13 protein-coding genes, 1 tRNA gene, 3 rRNA genes and 1 pseudogene are annotated in these 18,619 nt (G+C 47.6%); 6 read left to right on the top strand and 12 right to left on the bottom strand.

The window, feature by feature from the left end; translation table 11 throughout:
• The first annotated feature begins 212 nt into the window (after window positions 1–212).
• From DNHGIG_RS08995 to DNHGIG_RS20970, 3 genes and pseudogenes are all read left to right on the top strand, one after another.
• On the top strand, window positions 213–359 hold the full coding sequence (locus DNHGIG_RS08995; RefSeq protein ID WP_282199342.1) for a hypothetical protein: 147 nt from the start codon (window positions 213–215) through the stop codon (window positions 357–359).
• A gap of 916 nt (window positions 360–1,275) precedes the next feature.
• On the top strand, window positions 1,276–2,037 hold the full coding sequence (locus DNHGIG_RS08990; RefSeq protein WP_282199341.1) for a HipA family kinase: 762 nt from the start codon (window positions 1,276–1,278) through the stop codon (window positions 2,035–2,037).
• Between the two features lie 193 nt (window positions 2,038–2,230).
• Window positions 2,231–2,338 (top strand): annotated as a pseudogene (locus DNHGIG_RS20970) (hypothetical protein); the annotation flags it as partial.
• A 249-nt stretch (window positions 2,339–2,587) separates the two neighbouring features.
• Here the strand turns inward: DNHGIG_RS20970 and DNHGIG_RS08985 are convergent.
• The gene (locus DNHGIG_RS08985) at window positions 2,588–3,265 is read right to left on the bottom strand and encodes a YwrJ family protein (RefSeq protein ID WP_282199340.1); all 678 of its coding nucleotides are present in this window, start codon (window positions 3,263–3,265) and stop codon (window positions 2,588–2,590) included.
• Window positions 3,266–3,300: 35 nt separating this feature from the next.
• Window positions 3,301–4,653: an arsenic transporter gene (locus tag DNHGIG_RS08980; protein WP_282199339.1), complete on the bottom strand. Its 1,353-nt coding sequence runs from the start codon at window positions 4,651–4,653 to the stop codon at window positions 3,301–3,303.
• 568 nt (window positions 4,654–5,221) lie between these two features.
• On the opposite strand from DNHGIG_RS08980, the gene DNHGIG_RS08975 reads away from it, so the two are divergent.
• Window positions 5,222–5,707, top strand: coding sequence for an SgcJ/EcaC family oxidoreductase (locus DNHGIG_RS08975; protein ID WP_282199338.1), 486 nt, complete (start codon window positions 5,222–5,224; stop codon window positions 5,705–5,707).
• A 344-nt stretch (window positions 5,708–6,051) separates the two neighbouring features.
• On the opposite strand, the gene DNHGIG_RS08970 is transcribed toward DNHGIG_RS08975, so the two are convergent.
• From DNHGIG_RS08970 to DNHGIG_RS08945, 6 genes are all read right to left on the bottom strand, one after another.
• Window positions 6,052–6,128 (bottom strand) — tRNA-Asp (locus DNHGIG_RS08970).
• A gap of 178 nt (window positions 6,129–6,306) precedes the next feature.
• Window positions 6,307–6,423: ribosomal RNA gene (gene rrf, locus DNHGIG_RS08965) — 5S ribosomal RNA — on the bottom strand.
• Window positions 6,424–6,483: 60 nt separating this feature from the next.
• Window positions 6,484–9,538 (bottom strand): 23S ribosomal RNA (locus DNHGIG_RS08960).
• 178 nt (window positions 9,539–9,716) lie between these two features.
• A 16S ribosomal RNA gene (locus DNHGIG_RS08955) occupies window positions 9,717–11,267 on the bottom strand.
• The 16S, 23S and 5S rRNA genes sit together here with 1 tRNA gene alongside, the layout of an rRNA operon.
• 60 nt (window positions 11,268–11,327) lie before the next feature.
• A complete protein-coding gene (locus tag DNHGIG_RS08950; protein WP_282199337.1) occupies window positions 11,328–11,468 on the bottom strand; it encodes a hypothetical protein in 141 nt (46 codons plus the stop codon).
• A 717-nt stretch (window positions 11,469–12,185) separates the two neighbouring features.
• Window positions 12,186–12,446 (bottom strand): hypothetical protein, encoded by a 261-nt coding sequence (locus DNHGIG_RS08945; RefSeq protein WP_282199336.1) that lies wholly within the window; start codon window positions 12,444–12,446, stop codon window positions 12,186–12,188.
• 45 nt (window positions 12,447–12,491) lie between these two features.
• Between DNHGIG_RS08945 and DNHGIG_RS08940 the strand changes: the two genes are divergently transcribed.
• Window positions 12,492–13,016 carry a type 1 glutamine amidotransferase domain-containing protein gene (locus tag DNHGIG_RS08940; protein WP_282199335.1) on the top strand — a complete coding sequence of 175 codons (525 nt, stop codon included), beginning with the start codon at window positions 12,492–12,494 and terminating at the stop codon, window positions 13,014–13,016.
• A 104-nt stretch (window positions 13,017–13,120) separates the two neighbouring features.
• On the top strand, window positions 13,121–13,864 hold the full coding sequence (locus DNHGIG_RS08935; RefSeq protein WP_282199334.1) for a sulfite exporter TauE/SafE family protein: 744 nt from the start codon (window positions 13,121–13,123) through the stop codon (window positions 13,862–13,864).
• Window positions 13,865–13,912: 48 nt separating this feature from the next.
• Here the strand turns inward: DNHGIG_RS08935 and DNHGIG_RS08930 are convergent, their stop codons facing one another.
• From DNHGIG_RS08930 to DNHGIG_RS08915, 4 genes are all read right to left on the bottom strand, one after another.
• Window positions 13,913–15,841, bottom strand: coding sequence for an ABC transporter permease (locus DNHGIG_RS08930; RefSeq protein ID WP_282199333.1), 1,929 nt, complete (start codon window positions 15,839–15,841; stop codon window positions 13,913–13,915).
• Complete coding sequence (locus tag DNHGIG_RS08925; RefSeq protein WP_282199332.1) at window positions 15,816–16,592, bottom strand: ABC transporter ATP-binding protein; 777 nt, start codon at window positions 16,590–16,592, stop codon at window positions 15,816–15,818. The genes DNHGIG_RS08930 and DNHGIG_RS08925 overlap by 26 nt, the downstream gene beginning before the upstream one ends.
• A 168-nt stretch (window positions 16,593–16,760) precedes the next feature.
• Window positions 16,761–17,849, bottom strand: coding sequence for a sensor histidine kinase (locus DNHGIG_RS08920; protein WP_282199331.1), 1,089 nt, complete (start codon window positions 17,847–17,849; stop codon window positions 16,761–16,763).
• 43 nt (window positions 17,850–17,892) lie between these two features.
• Complete coding sequence (locus DNHGIG_RS08915; RefSeq protein ID WP_282199330.1) at window positions 17,893–18,603, bottom strand: response regulator transcription factor; 711 nt, start codon at window positions 18,601–18,603, stop codon at window positions 17,893–17,895.
• Window positions 18,604–18,619: the final 16 nt, after the last annotated feature.

The raw sequence follows: 18,619 nt of genomic DNA, 5'->3' as shown, positions 1-18,619 counted from the left end.
TCTTCCCCCTCCGACGAGTCGTTTAATTTTTACTATATATCAAACATATGTTTTCACTCATGAAGTTTGTACAGTTTGCCTATCCCGATCGATGAACGGAAGTCCTTAAAGTTCGAGGTCATCCAACAATGAGGTAAAAGCATCAGGATATGTACCGCCGCAAATCATGATTCTTGCAAATATGATAGTTTGAGACAGAAGAGGTGATTCGTATGAAGAAGTTGAATCGCGAGGAGATCCGTGGAATCTTCCGAATAGCCGCCAAAGCTGGACTGACGCAGTTTATGCGCCGGGATCCAATTGAAAAAGAACATGATCAAAAAAGTTCACGCAGCACAAGACACAGAACCAAAAGATGATTTTACATCTACTAAAATACATAGGAATCGAACCGCTGCCTTTCAAATGACCTTCTGTGCAGGAAGGTTTTTTTATTGCCTTATCGATAGACGGCTCAATATTTCCGAAGAATCAGATTTCAGCGTGAATAGATGTCATTTATCCGTTTCCGTTTGAGCTCCTAGTTAATATCGTAAATAAGAAAATCGAAAAGGAGCTAAGATTATGGAGTGGAATTTGTTTATGTCAAGACGAGAGTCAGAATCAGAGTCAGAGTTTGAGAGACATGAGTCAGAGTCAGAAAAGCGTGAGCGAGAGTCGGAGTCAGAGAGACAAGAGCAAGAGTCCCAGTCAGAGAGACAAGAGCGAGAGTCGGAATCTGAGAGACAAGAGCGAGAGTCCCAGTCAGAGAGACAAGAGCGAGAGTCGGAATCTGAGAGACAAGAGCGAGAGTCCCAGTCAGAGAGACAAGAGCGAGAGTCAGAGTCAGAGTCAGAATTTGAGTTTATAAAAGAGAAGAGAGAGTTTGAGAGAGTGATTGTGAGAAGAAAGTCAGAGTCAGAGTCAGAGTTTGAGAGACATGAATCAGAGTCTGAGTCTCAAAGACATGAATCAGAGTCTGAGTCTCAAAGACATGAATCAGAGTCTGAGTCTCAAAGACATGAATCAGAGTCTGAGTCTCAAAGACATGAGTCAGAGTCTGAGTCTCAAAGACATGAGTCAGAGTCTGAGTCTCAAAGACATGAGTCAGAGTCTGAGTCTCAAAGACATGAGTCAGAGTCAGAAAAACGTGAACGAGAATCAGAGTCCGAGTCAGAGAGTTAATTCAAAATCAATAGCTTAAATCTAAAAAAGCAACAAACTACAGAAAAAGAACTTTCTGTAATAAAATTATGATTAGTCGAAAGTATTTACCACAGTGAGAAGGTAAATCCATTGAAAACTGCTATTCGATATTTAAGAGCAATGGATACAGGTTTAGCCAAAGCCCAATTATTTGAATGTGATGATGGAAACCTGTATGTTGTTAAATTCATGAATAATCCCCAGGGGATAAGAGGTTTACCGAATGAACTGATCTGCTATCGTCTGGCGGAAATGTTAGATTTACCTGTGCCGAAGGGTCATATTATCTATATTCCGCAAATGATCATTGACCTCCATCCCCCTCTTCAAGACTTAAAGGTTCAACCAGGCCTGCACTTTGGTAGTCAATTTATCCATCCTACGCAAGCTGCAACGGAAGAGGCGATCGCAAGTTGCGTCAATCTTGACAAAGCTCCAGGCATGCTCGTGTTTGATAATTGGGTTCACAATTTTGACCGGAATAAGAAAAATGTGATTGTTACGATCGGTAACAAACCGAAATTTTATATGATCGATCACCAATGTTGTCTTGGCGGTGGTTGGTGGACGATCAAAAAGCTTCTTCGGAACTGCGATTATGTAAAACCAATTTGGTGTTCCATGCACCCGCGGTTTGTCCCCTATATCGATCATAAAGGACTTCAAGATGCGATCGACACACTTCAGTCTTTAAGTAGGAAAAGAATTCGAGAGGCAGTTGTAGACATCCCGAAAGAATGGGGTGTTACTCAGGACGAATTGGATGTATTAGTCTATTATTTGGACAAAAGAAAGTGGCACGTAGTTGCTGCAATCGAACAATTGGAACCACTCTTTCCGAAATCGGACTGAATCGAGTATTCTATGGGAAATCGATCGTTCAAATAAATATGCGCCTGCAACCTGCAGGTGCTTACTTATTGCAGTTTCGGTCACACAGGCTTCTCGCCCTGGGGACTCTTATTTGACGCCTTGTTCATTATCTCGCTTTATCAACTGATCCGTCGCTTTTGGAGGTAAAGTCTGAAACTTTTTCAGAGAAAAGGATCCTGTTGACTCCGTATGTGTGTTCACTGCATGGCGCCACGGATCGCGACCGGAGAATGTTCAAGTCGAGCTCTTTCGCGAAGAACAAAAAGCCAACTCCCTTTAATCGAGTGGGAAATTGGCTTTTTTGTGGCATAAAAACATTTATTCCCTCATGCCTGGTCAGTAATTTTATGATTTTGTTTAGTCGTGTGTGTAGTCATTTCTTCATTCCACTCGTATAATTATTATAACTTCTTCATTACCCATCATGACTCCCTCGCTAAAATGGTGAGGGATTCTTTTTTATTTAGTGAATAGCGTGTCAATAGATGTTTTCTCCTTCCACTAACCCGAAAATTCTGATTAAATCCCGTTAGCAATCACAAATGGATATCGTCTTTAGGTGTTGCAAATTCCAATAGATTTTTTCACCATTCGCGATTACGAATTCGATCATGTGGTTGTTGGTATCCATTCTGTTAAGAAGTCCTGTTTTGTTGCTATGATCTCCAAGATCGAAGATCACCAGTTTTCCTTCGAATTTTTTACATAATTCCATTACTGTTTGCGGTAAAGTGCCAGGAGAAGGATGAAACGGAACCGATTGAGTACTTAGTGAATAGGGAACCACATGACTCTGATATGGGATTAACCATTTTAAATGGTACAGGGAAATATACATCGTTTTGTAGACAGGAGAATAGAATACGAAGTAGTCATTCATGAGACTTGTTATATAGCCATGGATGGACTTATTGCCTGTCACATACATCTCCACAAAACGTCCCTGAGCATGCTCTAATATTTTCCTATAGGAAATACTTTCGGATTGATGATCAAACGGTGCTTGATTGGGATTTTCGATTTCATCATCAGGCGATGAATTGAGTTCTAGATGCTGTACATGGACGAACGGGATATAGAGGTACTGTTGTCCGTTGTATAGAACGAGGATATCGAATCCCAAGTCAATGAGGATCCCTTTGCAACTGTTTTTCCCCGAAATTTCTACATTCACTTGTTTTCCAACGAATGAACGAAAATCACTCATGTGAAAAAACCTCCTGATCACATGGTTCTAAGATATTAGAAAATCCAAGAAACCCAATAAGCCAGAATCAATAAAGTGAATAACACAGTGATTGGGATGACCACCGAAGTCACCTTCAGGTATTGAGCCCAGGTGATTTTTACCTTCCCTTTCTTGAGGATATGCATCCACATCAAGGTAGCCAGGGTTCCAATCGGTAAAAGCAGGGAACCTACGTCGCTACCAATCACGCTTGCGAGATACGAGATCTTTAGCGTAAGTGGATCAAGATGCATACTGGTCAAGGTAATCGTTCCGACCATCAAAGCAGGATGATTGTTGAATAAATTGGACAGGACGGACACAAGGATCCCCATCATGATACTTGCATGAAGTAAACTTCCCGAAACAATCGGTTGGAGGAAGTGGATGAGCCCATCGGTTAATCCGATGTTATGCAAGCCATAGATAATCACATACATACTGAAGGCAAACACGAGGATATACCAGGGTGTTTTTTTCAACATATCCGCGGGGGAAATGCCTAAACGATACCAACGCCAAGTGAGGAGGGCGAGGGAACCGCCAACAGCGGCTAATGAAACGGGAATGTGGAAGTAGGAGGCTATGAAGAGACTCACGCGTACGCAAAACACAAAGATGAGGATATTACGCATGAATTTTGTACGATTCTCCATGGGAATGGGTGACGTATCACCTTTTAACGGGTGACTACCTGTTGCAGGGGAATGGGTCAAGGAACCTGGAATGACTGTAGGCAATCTACGTGGCAGTACGCGATAGAAGGTAACAAACAGAAGCACCAAAAGTAAAACAAGCCCAAGTGAAGCGGGAATGAACATCATCGCCGTGTGCATATATAGATCCATGCCGACAATTTTTAAGGCTATCAAGTTAACGATGTTACTCACTCCAATGGGGGCACTCGATGCAGTTGCGATTAAAGCTCCAGATAATAAATAGGGGATTTTTTGATGGTTTCTGAGTCTAAAGTTATGAAGTAGCATCAATAAGATAGGTGTCGTAATTAAGATGCTACCATCGTTATTAACAAAGAGGGTCATGAGAAAACAAAAAAGGTTCACGTACCAGAAAAGGCGTATACCTGATCCCTTCGCTTTTTCTGCAAGTTTCTCAGCAGCCCAATGAAAGAATCCAAAACTTTCTAATACGATCGCCATGACGATCGTTGCCATGATGGTGATCGCTGCTCCTCCGATGGTTTCGCTGATCTTACCTAAATCGGTTAATGAAACACTTCCGCTGAGAAGGACGACGAATGCACCAACAGTTGATGGTATCGCCTCATTCACTTGGGGTCTGCAGAAAATAAATGAAATCGTACATAAAAAGGAGAGTACAGTTAATAGTACCGGTAATTCATGCATTCAATTTTTCACTCCTTCTTTCATCATAATCTACTTTTCCAGAGAAGATAAGCAAAAGAACAAGTGGTAAGCATGGGTTTTTTTCACTCCCTTTCGTTTGTCCTTGATGTTCATTTGTAATGTAAGTATACGTATCAAGCAGATAGCTTGGACTAGATAGCCGCCTTATTTTCTATATTTCCACTACTATCTATCAACGGGAATCTATCAGCACCCATCTTCGTATAGATGGCTACTCTTCCGTAAGCCGTGTACAACTTTAAGAAAAAGTCCCCAAAGAAGGCGGTGCCGTCTTATTGTGAGAGGAAGGTAAAAACACGGTACACAACCTATATGAAAGTTACATGGAGATGAAATTCTATTATAAATAAAAATACCTGCTAAGAAGCAGGTTGAGACTGTTGACAATGTCTTGCAAAGAGCCGTTTCCAGCTTCTACTACTCAGCCAGTCTGCTAGAGTCGCTCGGATAGAAACGGTTTTGGTATCTATGCCATAATAATAAGGGTGGATACCATTGTTTCAAAGATTGTGACCACAATACGCTTTATTTATAAGGAGGATTAAACATGAGCTCCCCAACATTCCAACCGGCATCCTCGTCTTCTGCTGATGAGACCAAAGTCCGTGCTCTCTATCAACAGCTGTTAGAGAGCTGGAACGAGCGGAGTGCCGAGGCCATGGCCGAGCCGTTCGCTGAGGATGGCATAACCATCGGATTCGATGGAACCGAGTTAATAGGACGGGCAGAGCTTGCTTCGCATCTTCAAGATATCTTTACCAATTATCTCACTTCCCCTGCCCCCTACGTGGCTAAAGTTCGAAGCGTGCGCTTCTTGAGTCCTGAAGTTGCGATCCTTCGCGCGGTGGCAGGCATGATGCCGCCCGGAGAGTCGGATCTCGATCCCAAACTCAATACTCATCACACAATTGTCGCAGTGAAACGCGAGGGAAAATGGCGCATCGCGCTCTATCAGAATACCCCGGCTCAGTTTCACGGAAGACCGGAGTTGGTCCAGAAACTGACAGAGGAGCTACGGCAGTTACTATCATAAGTTTACTCATCAGGTCGGGTTTAGACTTGGTGTACATACGTCTATTACGAGGCTGTTGACAAAAAAGGTCAACGCCTTTTTTGTCGAATTGAAATGGGAAAAGTTCACGAAGAAAGGTTCTCCTATGTTCAGGACGAATGCATGCAGGGAGTTTCAACCGGACACGGTCAGAAGAGATCTTGTCTCTTGAGATCATCTGTTGCGGAAAATCAACGAAACCACCGACTTTTCGTTCATTTCGGAGAAATGCCGGATACTGTACTGCGTCATTAACTCTTGTTCGAGAAAATAAAAATAAATACCGGGAAGAGAATAATCTTCCCGGTATATTAAGGTATCATGTTTGGCGGAGCTGACGGGATTCGAACCCGCGATCTCCTGCGTGACAGGCAGGCATGTTAGGCCTCTACACCACAGCTCCCTAATCATCAATAACGGTTGAACCACCGCCCATCTCCAATCTGCCCTTCGTTACATGTACATGGAATGGCTCATTCAGGCGGAGGTAAGCGCTTCGCAGTCATGTTTTGATAAATCTCTGACCGGCGGGTTGCAGGCGAGTGCTCTACCAACTGCAATTACCCGCTAGTAGGAGTTCAGCCTGGCGACGACCTACTCTCCCGGGGGCTCCCGCCCCAAGTACCATCGGCGCTGGAGAGCTTAACTTCCGTGTTCGAGATGGGAACGGGTGTGTCCTCTCCGCTATCATCACCAGACTGTCGGGATTGCTCCCTGAAAACTGGACACGAACATGAGGAATGGAACCGTAAACCGTTTAGATTAAGCCCTCGACCGATTAGTACGGGTCAGCTCAACACCTCACGGTGCTTACACCTCCCGCCTATCCACCCTGTCATCTTCAGGGGGTCTTACCTCGTTGACCGAGTGGGAAGTCTTATCTTGAGGGGGGCTTCGCGCTTAGATGCTTTCAGCGCTTATCCCGGCCCGACATAGCTACTCAGCGATGCGGTTGGCACCACAACTGAGACACCAGCGGTCGGTTCATCCCGGTCCTCTCGTACTAAGGACAACTCCTCTCAAACTTCCTGCGCCCGTGGCAGATAGGGACCGAACTGTCTCACGACGTTCTGAACCCAGCTCGCGTACCGCTTTAATGGGCGAACAGCCCAACCCTTGGGACCAACTACAGCCCCAGGATGCGATGAGCCGACATCGAGGTGCCAAACCTCCCCGTCGATGTGGACTCTTGGGGGAGATAAGCCTGTTATCCCCAGGGTAGCTTTTATCCGTTGAGCGACGGCCCTTCCACTTGGAACCGCCGGATCACTAAGCCCGACTTTCGTCCCTGCTCGACCTGTATGTCTCGCAGTCAAGCTCCCTTATGCCTTTGCACTCGAAGCGCGATTTCCAACCGCGCTGAGGGAACCCTTGGGCGCCTCCGTTACCTTTTAGGAGGCGACCGCCCCAGTCAAACTGCCCGCCTGACATTGTCCCTTGCCCGGATCACGGGCACAGGTTAGAAGATCAGTACCTCAAGGGTGGTATCCCAACGGCGGCTCCACCAAGGCTGGCGCCCTGATTTCCAAGCCTCCCACCTATCCTGTACATGAGATACCCATCTTCCATATCAAGCTACAGTCAAGCTCCATGGGGTCTTTCCGTCTAGCCACGGGTAACCTGCATCTTCACAGGTATTACAATTTCACCGGATCTCTCGTCGAGACAGCGCCCAAGTCGTTACGCCATTCGTGCGGGTCGGAACTTACCCGACAAGGAATTTCGCTACCTTAGGACCGTTATAGTTACGGCCGCCGTTTACTGGGGCTTCGGTTCAGAGCTTCGCTTTCGCTAACCCTTCCCCTTAACCTTCCAGCACCGGGCAGGCGTCAGCCCCTATACGTCGCCTTACGGCTTAGCAGAGACCTGTGTTTTTGCTAAACAGTCGCTTGGGCCTTTTCACTGCGGCTCCCTCGGGCTCATCACCCTACCGGAGCGCCCCTTCTCCCGAAGTTACGGGGCCATTTTGCCGAGTTCCTTAACGAGAGTTCTTCCGAGCACCTTAGGATTCTCTCCTCGCCTACCTGTGTCGGTTTGCGGTACGGGCACCAGCAGCCTCGCTAGAAGCTTTTCTTGGCAGCGTGAAATCAGGGACTTCGCTACTTGAATTCGCTCGGCGTCACAGCTCAGCCTTACCGAGAGACGGATTTGCCTGCCTCTCAGCCTCGCTGCTTGCACGGACATCCAATCGTCCGCTCACCCTATCCTTCTGCGTCACTCCATCGCTCAAACGGCTGCATGGTGGTACAGGAATTTCCACCTGTTGTCCATCGCCTACGCCTTTCGGCCTCGGCTTAGGTCCCGACTAACCCTGGGCGGACGAGCCTTCCCCAGGAACCCTTAGGCTTTCGGTGGACAGGATTCTCACCTGTCTTTTCGCTACTTATACCGGCATTCTCACTTCTTGCCGCTCCACCAGTCCTCACGGTCTGACTTCACCGCAACAAGAACGCTCCCCTACCACGGATCGTTCATCACCCTAGACTCATGGCCACCCGCGGTTTGAGCGGGCGATTTTGGCGAATGCTTTTGAATGGATCCTTGCGGAAAGCATTCGCAGAAAATGTCTCATTCACCATGACGTCCACGGTGATGAACGATCCATCCATAGCTTCGGTATCCGGTTTGAGCCCCGTTACATTTTCCGCGCAGCGTCACTCGACCAGTGAGCTATTACGCACTCTTTAAATGGTGGCTGCTTCTAAGCCAACATCCTGGTTGTCTGTGCACCGCCACATCGTTTCCCACTTAACCGGAATTTGGGGACCTTAGCTGATGGTCTGGGCTGTTTCCCTTTTGACCACGGATCTTAGCACTCGTAGTCTGACTGCCGGAGACCGAGATCATGGCATTCGGAGTTTGACTGAGTTCGGTAACCCGCGAAGGCCCCTAGCCCAATCAGTGCTCTACCTCCATGTCTCTGCTCCGACGCTAGCCCTAAAGCTATTTCGGGGAGAACCAGCTATCTCCGAGTTCGATTGGAATTTCACCGCTATCCCCACGTCATCCCCGCATTTTTCAACATGCGTGGGTTCGGACCTCCATGCGGCTTTACCCGCACTTCATCCTGCACAGGGATAGATCACACGGTTTCGGGTCTACGACTGCGTACTCAAGCCCTCTTCAGACTCGCTTTCGCTGCGGCTCCGGCTTCCCGCCTTAACCTCGCACGCAATCGTAACTCGCCGGTTCATTCTACAAAAGGCACGCCGTCAGGCATAAACGCCCTCCGACTGATTGTAGGCACACGGTTTCAGGTTCTCTTTCACTCCGCTCCCGCGGTGCTTTTCACCTTTCCCTCACGGTACTGGTTCACTATCGGTCGCCAGGTTGTATTTAGCCTTAGGAGGTGGTCCTCCCGGATTCCCACGGGATTCCTCGTGTCCCGCGGTACTCGGGGTCCGTCTCGGAGTCCTCTTCGTTTCAGATACGGGACTGTCACCCTCTCTGGTCGGCCGTTCCAAGCCGTTCTCTTACGAAAAGGATTGGTAACTCCATGTGAGACGCCCCACGACCCCGCCTGTGCAAGCACATGCGGTTTAGGCTCTTCCCCGTTCGCTCGCCACTACTGAGGGAATCACTGTTGTTTTCTTTTCCTCAGGGTACTAAGATGTTTCAGTTCCCCTGGTGTACCTTCTCACTGCCTATGGATTCAGCAGTGGATACCCCGCCATTACGCGGGGTGGGTTGCCCCATTCGGAAATCCCCGGATCAAAGCCTGCTTACGGCTCCCCGAGGCGTATCGGCGTTAGCCCCGTCCTTCATCGGCACCTGGCGCCAAGGCATCCTCCGTGCGCCCTTCGTAGCTTAATCTACAAAGTGACTCGGTTGATTCCAGTTCCATTGCAAACTGCTATGCAGTTCCCTTTGCAATGTCTTCTCATATTCGTTATCCAGTTTTCAAGGAGCAAGTGAAGGATTCACTCCCTCAAAACCAAATCGTGTAGGGAGATTGTTCGGCGTGAGCCGAACCTCGTCATAACATCCTTAGAAAGGAGGTGATCCAGCCGCACCTTCCGATACGGCTACCTTGTTACGACTTCACCCCAGTCATCGGCCCCACCTTAGGCGGCTGGCTCCTCATAGAGGTTACCCCACCGACTTCGGGTGTTGCCAACTCCCATGGTGTGACGGGCGGTGTGTACAAGGCCCGGGAACGTATTCACCGCGGCATGCTGATCCGCGATTACTAGCAATTCCGGCTTCATGCAGGCGAGTTGCAGCCTGCAATCCGAACTACGAACGGTTTTCAGGGTTTGGCTCCACCTCGCGGTTTCGCATCCCGTTGTACCGCCCATTGTAGCACGTGTGTAGCCCAGGACATAAGGGGCATGATGATTTGACGTCATCCCCGCCTTCCTCCGACTTGTCGTCGGCAGTCTGTTGTGAGTGCCCAACTGAATGCTGGCAACACAACACAAGGGTTGCGCTCGTTGCGGGACTTAACCCAACATCTCACGACACGAGCTGACGACAACCATGCACCACCTGTCACCGCTGCCCCGAAGGGAAGGTCTGTCTCCAGACCGGTCAGCGGGATGTCAAGCCCTGGTAAGGTTCTTCGCGTTGCTTCGAATTAAACCACATGCTCCACTGCTTGTGCGGGCCCCCGTCAATTCCTTTGAGTTTCAGTCTTGCGACCGTACTCCCCAGGCGGAGTGCTTCATGCGTTAGCTTCGGCACTCATGGGTATGAGCCCACGAACACCTAGCACTCATCGTTTACGGCGTGGACTACCAGGGTATCTAATCCTGTTTGCTCCCCACGCTTTCGCGCCTCAACGTCAGGAATCGGCCAGCAAGGCGCCTTCGCCACAGGTGTTCCTCCACATCTCTACGCATTTCACCGCTACACGTGGAATTCCCCTTGCCTCTCCGACCCTCAAGCTCTCCCGTATCCAAGGCCGTCCCGGGGTTGAGCCCCGGGTTTTCACCCCGGACGCAGAAAGCCGTCTGCGCGCGCTTTACGCCCAGTGAATCCGGACAACGCTTGCCCCCTACGTATTACCGCGGCTGCTGGCACGTAGTTAGCCGGGGCTTCCTCCTCCGGTACCGTCAGGATAGGAGCATTGCCTCACCTATCGGTTCGTCCCGGAAGACAGAGTTTTACAATCCGAAGACCTTCATCACTCACGCGGCGTTGCTCCGTCAGGCTTGCGCCCATTGCGGAAGATTCCCTACTGCTGCCTCCCGTAGGAGTCTGGGCCGTGTCTCAGTCCCAGTGTGGCCGGTCACCCTCTCAGGTCGGCTACGCATCGTCGCCTTGGTGAGCCGTTACCTCACCAACCAGCTAATGCGCCGCGGGCCCATCTGGCAGTGACGCCGTGAAGCGCCTTTCCCTCCTCACGGATGCCCGTGAAGAGCGTATCGGGTATTAGCACTCGTTTCCAAGCGTTATCCCCGTCTGCCAGGCAGGTTGCCCACGTGTTACTCACCCGTCCGCCGCTGACTTCGAAGAGCAAGCTCCTCTCCATCCGCGCGACTTGCATGTATTAGGCACGCCGCCAGCGTTCGTCCTGAGCCAGGATCAAACTCTCGAAGAAAGATTGTATGTCACGCTCCGAAGAGCCGACAAAATCAAGTATCCTAGCTCCCTACACGATTCAGTTTTCAAAGAGCGACCGTCGCAAAAGCGACTTTTCCAATATACCATCTTGCAATCTATTTTGCAAGTGGTAATTTCTGTTTCTCTCCTCGTCACCGCTCATCGCGGCGACAGAAGCTATCATATCACGTCTGATCATACATCTCAATTCCCCTGTTCGAACAAGTGCAAACAAAAATAAGTCCTATAACATAGATATTTCTGTTGATCATCATCATGCTCTCTTTCACTTCTTTTTTCATAGCTGTAAGGATAGAACCCGTTCGTTCATGGAACAATGAATTCAAGAAACCAGACAGGGGATAGAGGTTTGAATCAGGGGAAATCTATACATGGGGTGACATTTTATGTGCCTTGCGATGATTAACGGTCTGGTCAACGCCGTCTATTTTTGGATCCGGAAGTTTGATCGTCATCGCACTCATTTGGTTTTCTGTGAGAAGTCGCAGAAAATGTAATTTGGAAAAAGTCCGTACGCCTTCCGTAGCACAATGAATGAAGAATTCCAGTCCTTTTTGAGGTGATCAAATGTCTGCAAAAAAATTGTATATCCTTTTACTTGGTATTTGCATCATGTTCCTTGTTTTAGGGTACTATTTGTGGGAACATATGGACCACACATCGAACATCGTTCGATGACCAAGAAATCGTTGAAAACATTCGTTATCTTTCCGCTGATCGTGGCAGGAAGCTTTTCTAATTCTTCTTTTCAACTCCGTAATAGAACTCGCAATACCTATTCATACTTACAGTACATGTAAAATCAAAAGAAAGAAACGTGAACCACGAAAAAAAGTCCTAAAAACATTCTTTCTTGAAACGCCGGTCCGTACCCTAGATGGTACGGCCTTCTATTTTACCACCCCGAAATCGGCTCACTCACGAGTGCAAACAAAGCGTAACCGAATACAGATGCTCCAACGAATATCCGAGAACTCTCAAACTCGATTTGCTTACGAGGAGAGAACGGTCGCGCGGTCTCTTTGTTGTTCGTATCCCGTTTGCTGTTCCAAGTGGGCCATCCCAAATAGATCAAAAAGACGAGACCGCCGCCGATAAAGATCATTTTGAAGCTATTCGCTACGCCTTCCGTAAAATATAATAGAGGGGGATCCATTTCGAACCACTCCAATGGAGAAGGTGATCCAAGGAGGTGAACGGGTTGAGATTAGAAGGCAAACGCATCATCTGTCTGGTTGATGAAGAGTTTGAAGATCTGGAATTATGGTACCCCATTTATCGGGCACGTGAAGAAGGTGCCATCGTCCACTTGGTAGGTCCGGAAAAAGGAAAAACGTATCACGGAAAATACGGAGTCCCCGCTACGGCCGATTTTTCATTCGGTGATGTACGCAGTGAAGATTACGACGGCATTTTGGTTCCCGGAGGTTGGGCTCCCGATAAACTTCGCCGTTATGATAAGGTTCTTCAATTGATTCGCGAGATGGACGCTGCCGGTAAACCAATCGGACATATCTGCCACGCAGGTTGGGTTCTCATTTCTGCCAAAATCCTCAAAGGCAGAAAAGTCACATCAACCCCAGGCATTCGTGACGATATGGAAAACGCGGGCGCTTCCTGGATCGATGAACCGGTCGTGATCGACGGCCATATCGTTTCCAGCCGCCGTCCGCCCGATCTCCCGGTTTACGCCAAAGCATTTTGCGACCTTCTGGCATCGAAATAAACGAAACGGGCGGATCGCCCGTTTCGTTTATTCGTTGAGAATAGAGTATCGTAATTTTTATAAGAAGAATATTGCAGAAAGGACTGGAGAGGAGACCATTACATATGCTAACTTTTTTAATCGTCGCGGGATTTCTGGCTTCTTTTATTGATTCTGTTGTAGGCGGCGGAGGATTGGTTTCTCTTCCAGCCCTTTTATTCGCCGGTTTGCCGCCTGTTGTCGCATTGGGAACGAACAAACTGGCGGGGACCATGTCTTCGCTTACGAGTACGATTTCCTTTTTGAAATCGGGAAAAATCAACTTTCAGCTTGTGAAATATCTTTTCCCGCTATCACTGGCAGGGTCTGTACTTGGAACTTTTACCGTAAGACTCATCCCGTCTTCTTTCATGAAACCGATGGTCATCATCCTTTTGATCGGGGTGACGATCTATACACTGATCAAGAAAGACTGGGGAGAAATCTCCTCCTATCAAGGAGTTACCAAAAAAACCGCCATCCTCAGCGCGATCGTGTCTTTCGCCATCGGATTTTACGACGGATTCTTCGGTCCGGGGACAGGTTCATTTCTGATCTTTGCATTCCTGATGCTCGGGTTCGATTTTGTTACCGCGGCTGGAAACGCAAAAGCGTTAAACTTTGCGAGCAATATCGCAAGTCTCATTACCTTTATGATCTTGGGTGCTGTGAATTACAAGTACGGGATTCCCATGGGAGGCGCCATGATTGCGGGCGCTCTTGTCGGTTCACGTGTAGCCATTCGCAAAGGAGCCGGTTATATACGGCCGCTTTTCATTGGTGTGACGGTTCTTTTGATCGGAAAGCAGCTTTGGGACACGATGCATTAATAGAAAAATCGGGGGTGGTTTGAAGACTCCCCCGATTTTCTTTCATTTCTATACAGTCTCTTGCAAAATCTTCTTCATGTAGGTCCGACGCGCGGCGAAGAAATAGAGGGATTGCATGACGATAAAGATCAAGATGACGACAAACGCATAAGGTATGACATTGGACGACAACAGATTCCCGAGTGACTTCATGGCAAACATCATATGGATGATCCCGACGATACAAGGAACGAAAAACAGGATTGCGACTTGGGCGGAGACGATGCGTCGGATTTCCTGTTCGGTCATACCGATCCTTGTCAACGCCCTGAATTGGTTCTGATCGTCCTGCATTTCTGTGAACAGTTTGAAGTAAATCATGCTGCCTGAAGCGAGAAAGAACAGGAAGCTGACAAAAATACCGATGAATAATGTCAAGGAAGTAAATTGCCGCATATCCAGGTAAGATTGCACCCGAGAATAGAATCTCTCTTTTTGTTGGTCTGGAATGGCCTGCTCGATCTTCTTGACTGTTTCATTTGTGGATTTCCAATTTTTCAGTTCGTACCCATAGACCGTAACTTTCTCTTGATCAGGCAGCTGGCTCATGAGTTGCTTGTATTCCGTGTTGTTCACGACGAACAGATACGTGGCTTCAGCGACAGGATTCACGACGGTCTCACTGATTTCCTCGTCGATGGTTAATTTGAGCGGTTGCTTACCGAGTGAAGTCTTGAATGTACTCCCTTTTTCAAATAGAGTGAATCCCCCACTCCCGTAAGGGTACACAGAAATCGCATGCCCTTCCTCCAAGTGCCGTTCCTTCAGGTTTAACCGTTTCGCCTGTTCGTTGTATTCCCCTTCGGAAATGATCAGACCCGTGGTCTTCCAATGATTTCTCCCTAATTCAAGGGGAACGGGGATGCCGATCCATTCCACTTTATACTCGATCCCTACACGATCTTTTTGTAAAATATCTTCTACCTTCCGAGGATCGATCAGTTGATGTTGATGCAATCCTTTCTCCACGAAACTGAAAGTTTGCGGCGCGCTTTTCGTCAATTGCCCGACTAACCCTTGAAAAAAACAATAGATCGTACCCGAAGCCGTCAAAACGACAGCGCTCAGAATAGAAACCATAAACAGGATTCGGGCATTGTCTTTCATCTTGAAGACCAATTGCGAGATGGTGATCAAATTGGTATTCCGGTAATACACAGAGCGGTTGCGTTGCAATCGGCGCAACAGCGCCACACTGCTTTGTGTAAACAGAAAGTAAGTGCCCAGAATCACCAAAAATACGACAGGAAGCATGAATAACATCAAGTTCCTTATGTTCATGATATAGGCCATTGAGTATCCTGAGCCAAGACAAACCACGGACAGCAGAACCAGCCATTTGGAGAACACCGGGAATCGTTTCGGTTTTCTCGCTTCATGGAGTAATTCAATAATCTCCGACCTTCCCACCTGTATTAAAGTCACAAGCGTTATGACCTGGAACAAGACAACAAATCCTGCCGCCGTAAATAGAACCGCTTTGGGCGGAACGGCAAATCGAATCGGACTGGTAACACCGAGCAAAGTGGAGAGAGCCATGAAGAACAACTTACTGAACAAGACCCCGAATCCAATTCCCGTAACGATCGCCAGCAAACTGATGCATGTGTTTTCCAAGATGACTAAACGCTTGATTTGGCCGGTTGTCATCCCGAACAGCTTCAATAATCCGAACTCTTTTTTACGGGATTTCAGGAACGCAGAGATCGAGTACAACACAAAGAAAAACGAGAAAATCATGATGATATACTCACAGATCACCAATCCCTGAGCCACTTTCTTGGCTGCCACCATCTGACCGTTGACGACATCCGGATGGAAAAGAAACGCCGCGTACATGTAAAAAATCATCACCGAAAAGACGCTGCTCAAGAAAAACGCACTGTAGCGGTGCCAGTTGCCTCGTACATTTTTAAGCGCGAGTTGGTGAAATTTCATTGATACTTCCTCCCAACACGCTCAATGCGTCCAAAATCTGTTGGAAAAAGGCCTGGCGGTTATTCCCCCGGCGGATTTCCGAGAAAAACTTCCCGTCTTTGATAAAAATGATTCGTCTGCAATAACTCGCGGCAAATGGATCATGGGTCACCATCAGGATGGTCGCATGCAGTTGTTCGTTAAGATCCTGTAACGACTCCATGACGTCCTTGGCAGATTTTGAATCGAGGTTTCCTGTCAATTCATCAGCAAACAGGATAGAAGGCCGGTGAATCATCGCGCGCGCGATCGCAGCCCGCTGTTTCTGTCCTCCCGATACCTCGTAGGTTCGTTTTTCGAGAATCGACTCGATATTGAGCAGTTGCGCGCTTTCCCGTAAACGCGACTCCATTTCTCGCACGTTTACATTTTCCAAAACGAGCGGCAAGAGAATATTCTCCTTGATCGATAACGTGTCCAACAGATTGAAGTCCTGAAAAATGAACCCGATCTCCCTGCGCCTGAAGAAAGCCAGCTGTTTATTTTTCAACATAGAAGGATTCGTGCCATTGATTTCAATGTGCCCGGATGTCGGTTTATCGATGGTCGAGAGAATGTTGAGCAGGGTTGTTTTTCCGCTGCCGGAAGGACCCATGATACCTACAAACTCTCCTTTTTGAACCTCCAAGTGAATATTTTCCAACGCCTTATACGTCATTTGTCCTTTCGAACCGTAAATCTTACTTACCGCATGCGCTTTCAACACACTCATCGTTGTTTCCTCCTACCAACAATTCTTAAATAGCGTGTTACATCCTTATAGCCTTAGTATAAAAAGGAGGAACAATCGAACCCATCGATTCCTCTTACAAGAGAAAAGGCGAAGCTTACAATTTTGTCACATTTATCTGATTTGGCTGCTTACTGCATGGGAAAGTGCTTACTTGGGGATCCGATACAAGGAGTCGGACGAAAATGTTAGAGTCACCGTCGTCCCCTTATCCGGTTGCGAATCCATTTCGATTCGATGTCCCAGACGATCGCATACTTGCTTGACCAAGAACAATCCAATACCGCTTGACTCTGAGGTGAGGCGCCCGTTTTCACCGGTAAAAAACGCGTCGAACACGCGCGGAAGATCCTGCGGAGCGATACCGATCCCTTCATCCTTCACACGCACACGACAGGTTTCCCCCACACGATCAACGAGAAAGAGCAATTGCTTGTTCCCCGGTTTTGTTTTTGAGTATTTAATCGCATTGCTGACCAGTTGGTTGAACACAAATGCGATCCATTTCCTGTCTGTTTCCACACACGTTTCTTGACCGATGATTTTGGGATAGATTGACCAGCGGATGAATTCTTTTTTGTGTAGGTTGATCACGTGACGAATGATTGGTATCAGCCCTACGCTTTCGATATGCACATCCAACTCAAACTTTTCCAACCGGGCCATTTGTAAGATCATGTCCAGTCCTCTCATTAATCGCTCATTCTCCTCGCGTATACTGCGGAACAGATTCCGTGCCTCCACAACAGAACTGATCTGTTCTCCCTGTTGAACGAGGAGATCAATGACGGAAACCGGCGTTTTCATTTGATGTACCCATTGATTGGTGAAATGGTGATGTTGCTCCTGTTGTTGCCGGTAGCCGTACAGCTTGTCCATAAACGTTTTATGCTGCTCGTGAAGAATCTTTTGCAAAGCTCGTTGTTCATGCGTCGTGCCGGTCCGCAAATGAACGACCGCTTCAAGACCCGCTTGATCATCTGTCATCACACGATTGATCTGATGATAAAACTCCTTCTGCCTGATGTAATCAAACAAAAGCGACAGGCCAAGGATCACCGTTGCCAAGATCAGCATATATACGATGTTGTTCCATCCCAAATCGTGATGGTTGAATCGTAAAGCAAAGAACGAGACGATGAAAACCAAAACGAAAGATACAAAAAAAGCCGTGATATACGGCACTCGATCTAAGAGAAAATGTACGAACCCCAGTTCATATCCGTTTTTTTCTCTCATGAATGATTTCTCCTGTCATATTTCTCAAATCCTGTCCGATCGGTCATACATCCGTTTCTCCCCAGACGTGGTTCAAACGGTATCCCTGTCCTCGTATGGTTTCGAGAGCCGCTTTGCAAATACCTAATTCCTCCAATTTTTTTCGTACCCTCGCCACATTTACAGTCAGCGTGTTGTCATCTACGAAATGAATATCGTCCCATAGCGCTTCGAGCAGATGTTCTCGGGAAACGATTTCACCAGCTTTGACCATTAGATTTTCGATCAGGAGACACTCGTTCTTACTCAGATCTGTCCGCTTCCCATTCCATTCCAATTGGTTTTTTGTTATGTACAACTTAAGACCGTTCACATCGATTACATCCCTGTTTGCATCCTGTATCGCGTATTCACCATACGCCCTTCGCAGTACACTTTTAATTTTCGCCATCACCAGATCGAGATGAAACGGCTTTGTGATATAATCGTCGCCCCCATTCTCAATGGCTAAGACCTGGTCCATTTCCCCCGTGCGTGCGGAAATGAAGATGATGGGGACTGTAGAGACCGTACGGATCTGACGGCACCAGTAGAAACCGTCAAAATATGGGAGGTTGATATCTAGCATCACCAAATCCGGGTTATTTGCAATGAACTCTTCTTTCAGTTCACGGTATTTTTTCGCGCGAATCACTTCGTATCCGTATTTCAGGATATACGCTTGCAAAATTCCCGCGATTTTGTCATCATCTTCCACGATCATGATCCGGTACATAACGGGCTCCTTTTGA

It is taken from the genome of Collibacillus ludicampi (genome assembly GCF_023705585.1).
GTDB lineage: Bacteria > Bacillota > Bacilli > Tumebacillales > BOQE01 > Collibacillus > Collibacillus ludicampi.
The sequence above is the reverse complement of the archived record's forward strand: the minus strand, read 5'-3'. Positions and strand labels throughout refer to the sequence as shown.

What these genes read in the sequence shown, in the direction of transcription:
- DNHGIG_RS08995 (WP_282199342.1), top strand. Translation starts at nt 213, where the DNA reads ATGAAGAAGTTGAATCGCGAGGAGATCCGTGGAATCTTCCGAATAGCC.
- DNHGIG_RS08985 (WP_282199340.1), bottom strand. Translation starts at nt 3,265, where the DNA reads ATGAGTGATTTTCGTTCATTCGTTGGAAAACAAGTGAATGTAGAAATT.
- DNHGIG_RS08980 (WP_282199339.1), bottom strand. Translation starts at nt 4,653, where the DNA reads ATGCATGAATTACCGGTACTATTAACTGTACTCTCCTTTTTATGTACG.
- DNHGIG_RS08975 (WP_282199338.1), top strand. Translation starts at nt 5,222, where the DNA reads ATGAGCTCCCCAACATTCCAACCGGCATCCTCGTCTTCTGCTGATGAG.
- DNHGIG_RS08950 (WP_282199337.1), bottom strand. Translation starts at nt 11,468, where the DNA reads ATGATCAGACGTGATATGATAGCTTCTGTCGCCGCGATGAGCGGTGAC.
- DNHGIG_RS08945 (WP_282199336.1), bottom strand. Translation starts at nt 12,446, where the DNA reads ATGGATCCCCCTCTATTATATTTTACGGAAGGCGTAGCGAATAGCTTC.
- DNHGIG_RS08935 (WP_282199334.1), top strand. Translation starts at nt 13,121, where the DNA reads ATGCTAACTTTTTTAATCGTCGCGGGATTTCTGGCTTCTTTTATTGAT.
- DNHGIG_RS08930 (WP_282199333.1), bottom strand. Translation starts at nt 15,841, where the DNA reads ATGAAATTTCACCAACTCGCGCTTAAAAATGTACGAGGCAACTGGCAC.
- DNHGIG_RS08925 (WP_282199332.1), bottom strand. Translation starts at nt 16,592, where the DNA reads ATGAGTGTGTTGAAAGCGCATGCGGTAAGTAAGATTTACGGTTCGAAA.
- DNHGIG_RS08920 (WP_282199331.1), bottom strand. Translation starts at nt 17,849, where the DNA reads ATGAGAGAAAAAAACGGATATGAACTGGGGTTCGTACATTTTCTCTTA.
- DNHGIG_RS08915 (WP_282199330.1), bottom strand. Translation starts at nt 18,603, where the DNA reads ATGTACCGGATCATGATCGTGGAAGATGATGACAAAATCGCGGGAATT.